We start from the raw sequence: 13,534 nt of genomic DNA, 5'->3' as shown, positions 1-13,534 counted from the left end.
ATTATTTAGAATTAATTTCTCTTTTTATATTTAAAAATGTTTCTTCTTTATAATGAAATAAATTACCTTTTTGAATTTCAAAAATTGCACTTTTATGTTTTGCTTTTCTATGAAAATTATCTAACGTTGTAATTACTTTTACGTTTGTTGCATATTGGTTATGATTGAATTTATTGCCTGTTATAAAATTTATCATTTCCGTACATTCTTCATTTACTGCTTCTTGCGATTCAAAACAGAGTAAAGATTCACCGGAATCCGATATAACAAATTTTGTTTTTCCAGTACATTCTAAATTTCCGATAGATTTTATATTCCAATTAATTGCAGTGCTATTGGATTGCCCCTCCTCATCAACTTCAGGATTAAAAAAAATTAAATTCCAAAAGGGTTCTTTAAACTTATTTTGGGTAAAAGTTTGTTCATCATATACATTTAAATTAAATCTTTCTAATATGTCTTTGGCATTTTTGTTATCGTCGTATTCTTCCATTAGAATAGCTGTATTTTCTTCCCATTTTTCAAGCCATTCTTTATATTCTACCATCTTAACAAATTCCCCCTGACTTGTTGTCTGAATTTTAATCGGATAGGTAAGCTGATCTAAATTTTCCAGAAAGGTTAAATAGGTATTTTCGTGATCAGGTTTATTAATAACTTTTGTCTTGCTAATTTCGTATGTATTAAAATTTGTTTTTTTTTCTAAAGCAAGAAATTCAACATTAAAAGAAGTTTGAATTTCTTTTACATTATCATTAACTATTGTGTTTATTTTATGTGTTATTTCAAAAATCATTTTTTATGTGAACTTATATGTTATATTTTCTTTTTTATAATCTTTTTTAAAAATAAAAACATTACCCATCCTACTAATAGTCCTATACTTATACATAACAAAGATTCTAAAATAAAAACTTTCCATGAAGCAATTTCAAAACCTATTTCATCATCTAAAGGTGCTGTATCAGAATAACTAACTATAGGGCCTATTAAAGAATATAAAAATCCGATTACTCCGCCTGTTATTATTAATGTCTTTTTCATATTCTGGTCTTATTGCTATTACTTTAAACAGGAAGTCAAAAATTAGAAGCATATTCAAAATTTAGAATTTTGTAATAATAAAATGTTTTACTTCTTTCTTCCAATTCATCAGCCAAACAATCTTTCATAAAACAAGATTAGAGTTAAGAAATTAACTAATAACAAATAAAAAATAAAATTGAAAAACACTTAAATTATCCTACTCATTTTTTATTATTCTCTGTTTCATCCAAAACGATTTTGTTATTTTTATATATAATATAATTTGTACTTTGACTATCATGATATATCATTCCGAATAAATATTCATCCATATTATAAAATAAAGGACTATCCCAATCACGAATTCCTCCTTCTTCAAAATTTGATGTATTGTTTCCTATAAAAGACGAATAATTTACATTCGATGCATGTGTGTAGAAACAACATCGATACTCTTCATACTTTTGAATTGTATCATTTTTTAAAGTTGTTTTATAAAAATCTTTAATCTTTAGCATAGCTTCCTCGATTGAATGTGATTCATGGTCATACACTTCAAAGTACTCAACTTTAGATTTTGAGCCTGTGATAATTTCTACGTTAGGTATTTTTTTTATTTCCATTTTATTTTTTTTATCTGAACACGAAATGATGAAAAATAGAAAAACAAAAACAATAATTTTCTTCATATCTATAATTTTGCTGTGAATTTATGTGTTATATCTATTTTTGTAATTAGTGGCTTAAAACTTCGGAAGTGTTGTAAAATAAACCAAGCAGAAAAAATGTCATTGCTGAATTTATGGATATCCGGGTAATCTAAACCAAAATGATCCCAATATATAATCTCCAAACTCATTTCATAATTATTGCCATTTCTTTTATAGGATGTAATATAAACTTGATATGCCCATACATCATTAATCGTAATTCCCAAACCACTAATCTTATCATGAAATATAGGTCTATCAACTTTATTTTTAATTAATTGCTGATACAATATGCCATTTTTATCATCTGTTATTTCTAGTTTATCAATAGACCCTGCATTACCAGTCATATAATCTTTTATAACATCTTGTACTCCTTTAATAAATGCCATTGACTTTTCATGAGCAATAACAGCCTCTGTTAATGAGGCATTTGAATATTCTCCTCCTACATTTTTTTTGACGTTATCAACCATATCTTGAGCAACTTTTTTGATATCACCACTTGCGAAATACCACATATCATCTCTAAATATTGAAAATAATTCTTCATTATCTTTTTTAAGAAACTGTTTAATCTTCTCAATTCTTAGTTCTGATAAATTTTTTGCTATTAAATCAGCCGTCTCTTCTTTTGTTTTTAACCAGTCTTTATTACCTGCTTTTAAACTTTTGTTAAATTCTTCTTCATATAATTCTTTCTTGAGACGCTTGATTCCAACTTCGTTTTCAGGATAATCACCATATAATAAATCTGACGCTACGGCTGTATTATCATCATTTTTACCTTTTTTATGTTTCCCTTGAATTATCAGCATGGGAAATTTAAGACTTTTTATACTTATGTTCACACTAGCATTTTTGCTAGGAGCTCCAAAATAAGCATATATTCTTACTTTAGATACTTGCTTTTCTGAAGAAACAAAATGAGAGATTTTTTCTTCACCCAAAACTTTTGGGGCTTCATCCACTTTTCCCTCATCATATTGCATTGCCCATTTTAGGCTTTTAAGTTCTGATTTTGTTGGAGTTCTGCTAAATTCTATTGCTTCATAATTGTATGCTTTACCTTTTTCTATAATATCAACAGCTTTATTGGTGGAAGGATCTATGGGACCTTTTATTTTTTTAACAAGCAATGTTTTCTCTTCCTTTTTTGCTTCATAATCCGCAAATTTTTTTCCGCCATCTTTTCCGTAAAAAGTATTTTCTTTTGGAGATTTAAAATCCAATGCTCCTTTAGATGCATCTTTTGTAATAGACTCCGCTTCCTTGTAGGATTTTCCAGCTACGTTACGTATTATATTTCCGCCTTCTTCTGCCATATTACTGCATTTTAACCTGTTTTCCGCTATTAATATTTACTTCTTTTGCGCTTTCCATATTTATAGATTCTTTAGTACTTATGTAAGAACCTATCTCCATGTTTTCGGTAATGCTTTTAGCTTTAGAATTTCTACCTACCAAAGCGGTCTCAATAATATTACTTGCCGTAAGATTATAATCTTCACTTGCTATTTCTGTGATGCTATCTCCAGCAACAACATTTATATCTTTTTGTGCTGAAGCCACAATATTTTGCCCTGCTGACATAATTATACTTTCCCCTGCATTAATCGTAATGTTTTTTGGTGCGGTAACATCGATATTCCCATTGCCATCCATAAACCAGGTATTGCCTGATGGATCTTTTACAAGAATACTCGAATTCCCTTCGTCAAAAGTAATTGTGCTTCCTGTGCGGGTATAAATACTTTTGATGTTGTTTTTTATGTTACCTCCAGTTCCCGTTTTACCGTTAAATAAACTACCTATTACAAATGGTCTGTTGGGATCGTTATAGCGAAACCCCAGCATAACCTGATCGCCCACTTCGGGGATAAAAACCATACCGCGGTTGGTATTAACCTCACCACTACTTCCTGCATCGGGAGTCATTACGCGTAACCATGGAGTAGATTGTTGTTTGGTAGATTGCCATAGCATTTTTACACGTATCCTGCCTTGTCCTCTTGGGTCGTCATTAGCCACTACTTCAGCTTGTTGCATTTGGGCTACAGGAAAAGCGATGTTTGGTTCAGGCAACTTGCGTATTTTGGCAGGCAAAGCTTTAAAACTGTTTTCATACTCGCCTATGTCGCTGGCTTTATGAGTTATTTCGGTGATGATATAGATTCCTACTTCGTTGGTTTCGTAGTTGATTTTATTAATATCTTGTCCGCTTGTATATGCAGCCAATTTGTCTTTTACCTGCATGGCATCTATGCTAATGCTCATCCCTATTCGTAAGCTTCTGTTTCGACTTGTTGCGGTTATAAAATTAGATTCTGCTGCGGCACTTTGCTGTCTGTTTTGCAGTATGGTTTGCAAATACATATCGTCACCAGCGGCAATCCTGCCATATTCTAATGATGATGTAGCATATAGTTTTTGAGAAGCGGTTATGGCATCAGTACCCAATTTTGGAAATCCTTCTATCTGGTCTCTCGTCTTGGCCTGATACAGTTTGCCTGCATCTTCATTATAAGTAAATGCTCCAAACTGGTTGGGAATTGCCTGAACAGAAATATTTAAGTTATAAAGATCTTTGTTATAAATCAATTTTGTAAACTCTGTCGTGGTAGTTGGTTTGCCAAAAAAAAGTTTTTCTCCATCATAATACAACCATTCGTTGTATTGTTTGGCTAAGCGTTGTATGAATTGAAAATCAGTTTCGAGATATTGAGTTTGGTATTCTAAATTGCTGCGGAACTCAGGTTTGATGTCGTTTTGTAATTGTTCACCTGCAGCTGTTTTTATCACTCCCTCAATGATATCCTGTAAGTTGGTATCTTCCCAGGAATTGAGTTTTGATCCCGATTCAAGAAGTATAGTTTTAGAATAACCCGAAATAATAATTTGGCTTCCCACATGCCCTAATTCCTGAGCATATTGAATATTAGTTACTATTCCTAAAAAATTATTATTGTTTTCAAAAACAATGTGCAAAACGCCTCCCAACCATTTTTGTGCACTTTGCATCGTGTATGCTCTTGGTTGTTCGATCACAGAATGGGGAACACTAATTTTAAAATGATGGTGGTTATTTATGGTTTGGTGCAGCTCAATAGTCGTGAAATGTGAGATTTCTTTTCTATCAATACCAAATATTATTTTAGGAATGACCATAATATGTTTAGTTATAAGTTTGATTTTTAATTTTTAACTTAAATAGATTATAGTCTAAAATTCTTATACCGAATTCCATTTTAAGCTAAAAATATCGTGTTCTGAAAATATAGAAGTGATACCAATCAATGTTTTGTTCAATAAATTGCATAAAAAAACAAGAAGCGACACATAACCGCTTCTTGTTTGTCAATAGGAAAAAATTAAATTTTAGCCCAATTGTTATCTAATGTTGCATTTCCTAATGTGATTTTTTCTGCTGAGAAAGTGATCTCAGTAGTCATTGGAGTTTCTGCCATAGCATCAAGCTGCTCGCTGAAGAATACAATAAATGCATTTTCAAAAGAAAGTTCTTTCATTACTTGTTCAGAATCTGCTTTGAAAAATTTCACTTTTCCGCTTACAGGTTTGTGCTGACTGTTTACTGCCTGCTCAATTACAGTAGTATTGTCAGTAGATTTTAATTTTAGGTTTAATCTACCTCCTTTAATTTCAGATGAAACTGCTCCTTTACCATCGGTATGTCTTAACATATCAACTTTTGAGAATAATACTTGGTATTCGTTTCCTTCGAATTCTAAAATTGCTTTAAATGCCATAATAAAAATAATTAATTTGTAAATTGTTAAAAATTGTTTTTAGAACCCTCTCTCTGTTGTCTGACTAGTATAAACAAAAAAAGAGGTATTCTATATGATTGTAGAATACCTCTTTTTTGTACTTAAGTACTTTTTTTGATTTACTTCTTGTAGGAAGGGGAGGGTGATTCGTAATCAATATTAGTACGAATATATGACTATAAATGAAACAAACAAGTCGATTTGTAATTTTTTTCATAAAAAAAATTAATAGAGCAACTCTAATATGTAAGAATTCAGCATTTACTTGGCATCACAAAGAATTTGCCTGAATTTTTATATCTAAAAAACTACTGAATTTCACAAAAAATGCAGATCTCCATCTCTATATTGAATAAAAAAAATCATTTTAATTCTCATTTTCTACTAATCATTTACTTTTTACTCTTCACATGTAAAATTTACTTGTGATAATCAAAATATTTTTTTCATGATTAACTGTAGCATTAGCTAGTCAAAGACACTTAAAGCATAACTATGAAAAGAACTAACCATCAATAACTATCATTACCAAATACGATTCATTATTTATATTTTTTTAATTTCACCAAGCATCTCAACACCAGGATCGGTTTGAAACACTTTATCGATTTAAGAACATTATAAAATAAAAAAACAACCCGAAGGTTGTTTTTAATTATAAATCATTGATTGAGAATATTACCTAATATCAAAATGTTTAGATATATCACCAAATTTAACTCAAATCATTATCTAAAATTATTATTGTTTTTATACTTATAGACAAACTCGTTCGACTGTTTATCTCCCGGAAGATTGTACTTCATTACTATTTCATAGTTTCCATAGCGCATAAAGAGAAAACTAGCACCCATAAAACGTTTGGCAATTGAATCGGAACTTGCATCTCCATTAACATAAGCGTTAATAATTTGATTATTTAAATCAACCCAATCCTGTTTGTAAAGCAATGGCATATTATACTTAAATGGAAAATTCCCTTTTGTCCATGCCTGGTTTACATTATTCTCTATGCTGGACATGTAATATGCATTAAGCGGAATTGCTTTTGCAGGAATAACGCCCAACTCTTCTGTATCTCTATTGTTGATAGAAAAATTACCATTTAGCGGATAATCTTTATATAAGTATGGGAATATATCAGCATTATAATATTCATCATTTAATTTAGACTGCGCAATTATTAAGGCTTTATTGTCACTATAAGTCGCTCCTTGCAACTCTGTTAAATCAAATGCTTCCTGACTTGAAATAGTGTTAGTCAGATAAATAACATCTGAGTACAAAACTCCAAAATTGTAATTTTGCGTGTTTATTGCATTCATTTTAGAAACGAACGTTTTGTATTTACTTGTATTAAATGAATAAGTTAAACGCTCTATACTACCTTCTGCTTTTGATAATGCATCAGCCTGATTTTCTTTTATCTGTATATCATTTCCATCTTCGCTAATTGTATTTGTTTTTGTTGCTGCTGTAGTATTTTTTTGTGCAGCTTGTTTCAAATTACTTACTATAGAAAAGTTGTATTTTTTGTCCTGGTTAATATTTGGCAAATCATAATAAATTTCATTTGAGCCGGTATTATAATTAAAAGCTGTTGCCTTTGAATTAGAGGTTCCGTCTTCATCTACTTTGATACTGGTTTCCCAGCTGCCATCTTCAAACAAGTAATCCTGACCACGCTTAAGTTGAATATAACCTTTTGGATATTCTTCTTCCAGAAAATATTTTTGATCTACAACAGGATAAGAATACTTAACGTTTGTAAGCGGAATATGGTTAGGTGCACCACCTGTGGTAAAGAGTCTTTCTTCATATTCTGTTGCTACCTTTCCATCGACTTTTATAGGTTGAAAAACGCCATTTATCATCTTTTGAAAACTAACTTCAACCTGAACTTTAAGTTCTTTATTTGGTGGCAAAATGTCTGATGATACAAAACTAACTTTATCTTTCATTGTTCCCCATTCGAAAACACCTGGAATCTCTGTAGCTCCATCAAAAACCTTGAATTTTTCTAATATTACTTTATAGGTCACATCTCCTGCATCTTCAGGAATTACAAAAGCTTCGTTTACTTTCATTGAAAAAGCAGCTTGTGGTACAGCAAAGACATCTACATCAGTTGAACTTTGTTTTGGAGTTACATCTGTTATCAATTTAAGTCCTCCTAATGGAGATGCATTTTCAAACTGACATTCCTCTCCTAGTTCAAATTTAAAACGGAATTTTCCTTTTATTAATCCTCCAAGAATATTCATGTTTCCGGCCACATAACCTCGCATCCAAACCGGATTTGGTAATTTTGCCTGTAATAAAACTGCAGCTCCTCCTGAGATAATTGGAACTTTGAATTTTAAAAATGATAGTTTAACTCTAATACCTAATTCACCCTGCAGATAAGCATAAGATTGTCCGTTAGCATACCATCCGTTTATACCTACCTGATCTCCTGTATTAGAACATCTTGCTTCCTGATAATCTTTAAGCATAATATCGAATCCCATTCCTGCCTGAAAACGGGCATAAAAAAGCAAGAAACTTAAATCTCCGGTATCAAAATCTAAGCTGGCACCAAAGGCTAAACCACCTCCATTTGCCAAAGCATTTTCGTCACGCATATAATCTAATTCCTGAGCATCAACACCTAAAATTTGCGCTACAATCGCAGGCGGCGGCGGACTTCCCGGAAGAACTGTTCCGGCCATAAAGTAACTTGTTGTTTTTAAGAACATTCCGGCTACCCCTATTTTAATACCACATCTGTCATCTGGTGTTCCCATGTACATGTACCAGTCTTTTGGATCTTTATGGAAAACTCCCCAGACTGCTCGTCCTCCCGGTCCTATTCCTGAAAGGAAATTACCTGGCGTATTGATATACACATCTGTTGTAGCATGCATCGAATTATTTTCAAAATCAAATTCAATAGCTGCTGCCATCTTTATTCCTACCGCTGCTGATAAATCTCCGGGAATAGCTTCTTTAGCTTCCGGAATATATTTACTGGCAAAAGACCCCTTAAGATCACTATCAGTCACTCCTAGGAAACTTTTCTTTGATGTAACATTGGAAGACACTTTGGTCATTAAATCCGTAATATTTTTTAACCCCGGTATTTTGGCCATAACATTTGCTTTACCAAAAATAGCCAATCTGTTTACTCCCCCTTTTGAGTTAAAAGCCATTTCAAATCCGGCTTCACCGTCACAAATAGTTTCTGAGCCTACATGAAAGTAAATTAAAGCTTTAATCCCAAGACTTATTTTTTCATCTGGAGTATAACTTAATCCTGATGGAGAAAAATCACCAATAGCTACATCTGAATTTCGATGCATTTTATAATAAGCTCCACCTCCAAAACCCGTAATCATGAACGGAACACCTGGCGTAGGAGGAAATTTTACTGCGGCATCAAAATACCAGTATCTAAAAGTAGTCCGCCCGAAAATAGCCTTTGCCTTTACGTTGACGATTTTTGCTACATCTACCTCTAAATCAGCATTAAAACCATCTCCGTAAACAGGATCCTTTTCCATCAGGATAAGACCTCCTTTAATGGTTAATCCGCTAAATTCACAATTAATATTAATGGCAGATAAATCCAAACCATCGTATCGGCTTCGCTGTCTGTATCCGTCATCATACATTTTACCTTTTATACCAATTCTGGCTGTGGCACCGGCTCCAATACTTTCCATCAGATTAATTCCTAAATCAAAATCGATTCTGGAATTATCTCCATTAATGGCGACGTTTATATTACCAATCGAAACAGGGAAATTACCAAAAGCAACTGTCCCTTTATAGCCCATATTTCGAACTGAAATAATAGGTGAAACGGTTTGCAATTGTAAATTCTCAAAAGAAATCCCTTTAAAATCAACTGTTTTTTTCCCTTCAACATCCTTTTCATCAGATGCTCCTTTATTAGTTCCGAAAGTAACTGTTCCGTTTAAATTGGCTTTTGGCAAAAATTTTCCGTTAACCAATTTTAGCTCTACAGAACTATTAGGCAATAACAGGGCTTTTGCTTTCCAGATATCAAAAGCTATAGAATCTTTTGTAACAACAATTAATTGCTGTTCTTCCATGGAAATAAAACCATTATAAGCCAAACCTGCTCTATTTGTTTGGGCTGGTTTCGCCGGAGTTGTTGCTGTATTTGCCGTTCCAGTAGCCGGGGTTGTAGTAATTGGTGTTGCAGCCGCTGTAGTTTCTTTCTTTTCTGGCGTTGCTTTACTTATTGGCAAAAGAATCTGACCGCTCAAATTTGCTTTTACAAAAGTATTGGCGGCAATTGTTACATCAATATGATCCAGAGAATAAGCCCACGATTTTTCCTGACTTGTGATGCCTCGATCGAGTGGAAAAACATTATCTGCATAAAAAGTTCCCGAAACTCCATATTTATCTATAATAAGATTTTGTGCTCCTACATGAAGTCTTTCTTTACTTGATGCAGTATCAGTAGTTTGAAATTCTTTTGGCAGACCTACATCAAAAGTTTGAATAAATACACCTTTCCAGGCTTCCTGACTAGGTACTAAAAGTGCATTTTTTGCATAATATTCAGGAAATATAACGGTCGGATCGTTTTTTAAATCACTTAAATCTAAAACTGCATTACTGACTAAAAACTGAAAATTACCTTCAAAATCTTTTCCATTTCGCTTGTCTTTTAATGTAAAAGGCTGCAAGCTTACATTCACCAAAATATCGTTCCAGCTACTTGCCATAAAGCTAAACTCTCCTCTAACTCTATTTGGTATTTGAACCGTTTTTCCGTTATAATAGGTTTTTGGAACTGTAATCTTTGCTTCGTCTACAGTTTTAGTTACAGGATCAATTGGCAATATTAGATTTCTTGAAAACTCTACTGCTCCAGAAATTTTCATTTCTTTAAAACCGTCGCAGTCAATCGTTACATACGTTAAATCCTTAACATCTCCGGTTGCCATTTCAAAACCTCCATATAGAGACACTTGCCATTTATTATCGCTAAACGGAATATCTACGTTACCCAGCAGTACCAATTTAGCTTCGCCCATAATACCTCCCTGATGCGATAATTTTACATTATCGGCACCAAAAAACAGTTGCATTGGCTGCCCATTTTTGTCTTTTTGCGGAATATCAACTCGACAAAAAACAGTTAAAGTGGTATATTCCGGTGAAAAAACAGCTTTGGTAATCCCGATAGAATACTGAACATTGTTTACTGTATTTCGAATTCCGATTGGCAATTCTACCAAATCCTGATTCGAAAATTTATCTACCCAGCGATCAGAAGCTTCTATTTTTTCAATAGCGCTCGAAGCTGCACCTGCTTCTTTTGGGGCTGCAAGATCCTGCCCGTAAGAAAAGACAACTGAAAGTAAAATAAATAATACCGATAGATGTATTTTGTAAATTTTTTTCATAAGCAAATAATCATATTTTTTTGTAAATGAAGCATAATAACTTCTCTATATTTTAAGCCTGACTTCTATTGAAACGATTCTAAAACCCTTCTTATAAAAAAGAGCAATATCCTTTTAATTAATCTTTAAATATTTAAATTCAACTTCATCATCTTTGACATTTTTAAGGGCTAAATCATGATAAAAAGGAATTAATTTGATTTTTAATTCTTCAATTACTTCTGTATCTGTTTTTTTCTCTTTCATCATTTTAAAGAATTGATTAAGTTCTTGTTTATTAAAATTTGAAAGATTTTTATTTTGGTGAATTTCAGCTGCAGGCGTATTCGCCAGTATTGAAATTTCATTAATCATCCATCTATGAACTAATAAAGGCTGTAATTTTTTATTTTTTCGCTCAACTAATTTTAAATACGATTTATAACTTGTTCTATCTGTTATATCCTCTTCATTTATCCCATGTAGTTTATGTTTATTCACTCTTCCAAGTGCCATAACATAATCATTTTCAAAACCTTCATCTTTTCGATTCATTTCTTCTCGTAAACTTTTTACAGTTTCAAGAATATAATTGTTGTACTTGTCTAAGATGTCATTATTTAAATCATATGCTTTTAAATAAGTCAAAGCTTTTTCTTTAAAACTCTCATCATCAGGTGTCAAAGTTGTAAGGGTCAGCAAATGCTGCAATTCATCTGAATCTTCCTTTGGAATTGGTCGCAAAGCAAGCTGGAGATCCTGTAATTGCTTTATGATTTCATCCCTTGTTCCCTGATATGTCTTTTCCTTATAATTTATTTTTAAAACAGGATTTAAAACAATTTCCTTTTCTTTTTTAGGTCCTTTTTTTGCCGGTAATTTTATTTTATCAATTGAGTATGCGTAATTGAATGTAGCTGTTAAATCATTAAATTTCTGAGTATTTGTACTGCTTCTAAACATCGAAATAATATTCATACTAAAATTATGTTGGTCTAGCAACGTATAGCTATTATTGAACTTAATTCCAAAAACAGAGCTCGAATTCATATCTCCCTGAGAGTTATTGTACAGAAATCCCAAATTAGTATTTAGCTTGTCTTTAAATAACTTCTTTGAGGCTCCAACTGAAGCTCCGGTTGAGAAACTATTGTTTATACCCACCTGATTATTAGTGTAATTAAGTGAGCTGTTTAAGCCAACTTTCATTTCGATAAAATTTATCGAATGCGCCAAATTGTAATTTTGAACGGTACTTGCCTGACCTCTGCGTATAACTCCTCCCTGCTCATTTGCCTGACCAGCAATACTATAATTGAAATTTAAATTTTGATTTCTTTTGCTCCCAAAAGCATACGACATATTTACATTTGCATTTTGCGACAATTGTCTATAATCTAAAGTATCGGATACTACTACATTTGGGTTGTTTATGAGCTCAAACTGATCCAGCTTTTTATTTGTATAGGTCGAAAAATTAGAATAACTACCCGTAATATTAATTTGATCTGTTACCCTATAATTCATGTTGATCGAACCAACAACACGCTTGGTATCTTGCTTTTTTTCTTTCGCCAAATCGTCTCTTTGAAATCCTAAACTGGTTGATACCGTAATTTTATCCTGATAAAAGGGACGGGAAAAGCGCAACGCAATATTTTCTAAATCATTATTAAAATATAATGCACCTAATGTATTGTAATTAGGATCTATACGCTCATAAGTTAGTCCTACAATGCTTTTTTGAATATTATAATCAAAATTTACATTTAATGCGTTCATAAAACTTGTACTTTCTTTACTGGAAAATAACTTATCTCTAAAATTCCCACCCGAAAGAGTATTGCTTCTGGTATCATCGGTTAGAACAGACAAAGCATATTCAACATTTAAATTTAAATTTTTGATTACAGATGTACTAAAAGTCAAACTGTTTACGAAATTTTCTTTTGGTGTTACTCCTTTGTCAGTAACCATTGTTAGTGAATTAACATCGTCTTTGGCGTAAAACCCAATCCAGCCAAGTTTATATCTTTCTTTTTCAAAACCTATTTTTGCTCCGTAACCAAAACGTTGGTATACCGGAATTCCGCCTAAAGCTTCTTCTTCTGAAACTGCTTTTAATAGTTGTCCTCCCATTAAGGTTATTTTAAAAGGGCTTTGGGGAGTAAGTTCTAAACCAACTCCTTTAAACGGAAAACCACTTAAGGTATAAGGTGAAAAAGTCATACTTACATTGCCTATATAAGCTTTTACCCACTTATATTTTGGCATAATACTTAATCTGTTAAAATCAAATGGGGCTGTATAACCTAAGTTATTTCCCTGATTGGTAATACTATAAAATAACGGAACGCTAAAATTAAAAGCACTAATATTTAAATTTCCTGATAACAAATAAGTAAAAGGTTCACGTGAATTTTGCGTATCGGCATTAGATGTATAATACATCATATTTGCATTCACATTTCCTGTTACTTTAAAATTTGGCTTATAAAAATTCTCTAAATCTACATCTTGAGCATATCCCTTCCTGCAAAAACAACAGGCAAAAACAATACATAACCAAAACAAGATCTTCTTATTCTCTCTCTTCATTTATTGG

At 32.3% G+C, this 13,534-nt stretch carries 8 protein-coding genes; all 8 read right to left on the bottom strand.

Features of this window, described 5'->3' with window-relative positions:
• Position 1 precedes the first annotated feature (1 nt).
• Entirely contained in the window at positions 2-796 is a 795-nt protein-coding gene (locus tag RT99_RS06415; RefSeq protein ID WP_042563902.1) for a hypothetical protein, read from the bottom strand.
• Positions 797-816: 20 nt separating this feature from the next.
• On the bottom strand, positions 817-1,044 hold the full coding sequence (locus RT99_RS06410) for a hypothetical protein (RefSeq protein WP_042563901.1): 228 nt from the start codon (positions 1,042-1,044) through the stop codon (positions 817-819).
• Positions 1,045-1,247: 203 nt separating this feature from the next.
• Positions 1,248-1,715: a hypothetical protein gene (locus RT99_RS06405; RefSeq protein ID WP_042563900.1), complete on the bottom strand. Its 468-nt coding sequence runs from the start codon at positions 1,713-1,715 to the stop codon at positions 1,248-1,250.
• 2 nt (positions 1,716-1,717) lie between these two features.
• On the bottom strand, positions 1,718-3,061 hold the full coding sequence (locus tag RT99_RS06400) for a DUF3289 family protein (RefSeq protein WP_042563899.1): 1,344 nt from the start codon (positions 3,059-3,061) through the stop codon (positions 1,718-1,720).
• Between the two features lies 1 nt (position 3,062).
• Positions 3,063-4,904, bottom strand: coding sequence for a type VI secretion system Vgr family protein (locus RT99_RS06395; RefSeq protein WP_042563898.1), 1,842 nt, complete (start codon positions 4,902-4,904; stop codon positions 3,063-3,065).
• 203 nt (positions 4,905-5,107) lie between these two features.
• Positions 5,108-5,503, bottom strand: a complete 396-nt coding sequence (gene tssD, locus RT99_RS06390; protein WP_042563897.1) for a type VI secretion system tube protein TssD — start codon at positions 5,501-5,503, stop codon at positions 5,108-5,110.
• A 749-nt stretch (positions 5,504-6,252) separates the two neighbouring features.
• The gene (locus RT99_RS06385; protein WP_042563896.1) at positions 6,253-10,950 is read right to left on the bottom strand and encodes a hypothetical protein; all 4,698 of its coding nucleotides are present in this window, start codon (positions 10,948-10,950) and stop codon (positions 6,253-6,255) included.
• A 114-nt stretch (positions 10,951-11,064) separates the two neighbouring features.
• The gene (locus tag RT99_RS06380; protein WP_207384883.1) at positions 11,065-13,527 is read right to left on the bottom strand and encodes a TonB-dependent receptor; all 2,463 of its coding nucleotides are present in this window, start codon (positions 13,525-13,527) and stop codon (positions 11,065-11,067) included.
• Between the last annotated feature and the right edge of the window lie 7 nt (positions 13,528-13,534).

The organism is Flavobacterium sp. MEB061, from assembly GCF_000834715.1.
Classification (GTDB): Bacteria; Bacteroidota; Bacteroidia; order Flavobacteriales; family Flavobacteriaceae; genus Flavobacterium; species Flavobacterium pectinovorum.
This window is presented reverse-complemented; position numbering and strand designations above follow the sequence as displayed.

Coding starts and splice junctions, on each gene's coding strand:
- tssD (WP_042563897.1), bottom strand. CDS start 5,503: ATGGCATTTAAAGCAATTTTAGAATTCGAAGGAAACGAATACCAAGTA.
- RT99_RS06415 (WP_042563902.1), bottom strand. CDS start 796: ATGATTTTTGAAATAACACATAAAATAAACACAATAGTTAATGATAAT.
- RT99_RS06405 (WP_042563900.1), bottom strand. CDS start 1,715: ATGAAGAAAATTATTGTTTTTGTTTTTCTATTTTTCATCATTTCGTGT.
- RT99_RS06395 (WP_042563898.1), bottom strand. CDS start 4,904: ATGGTCATTCCTAAAATAATATTTGGTATTGATAGAAAAGAAATCTCA.
- RT99_RS06400 (WP_042563899.1), bottom strand. CDS start 3,061: ATGGCAGAAGAAGGCGGAAATATAATACGTAACGTAGCTGGAAAATCC.
- RT99_RS06385 (WP_042563896.1), bottom strand. CDS start 10,950: ATGAAAAAAATTTACAAAATACATCTATCGGTATTATTTATTTTACTT.
- RT99_RS06380 (WP_207384883.1), bottom strand. CDS start 13,527: ATGAAGAGAGAGAATAAGAAGATCTTGTTTTGGTTATGTATTGTTTTT.
- RT99_RS06410 (WP_042563901.1), bottom strand. CDS start 1,044: ATGAAAAAGACATTAATAATAACAGGCGGAGTAATCGGATTTTTATAT.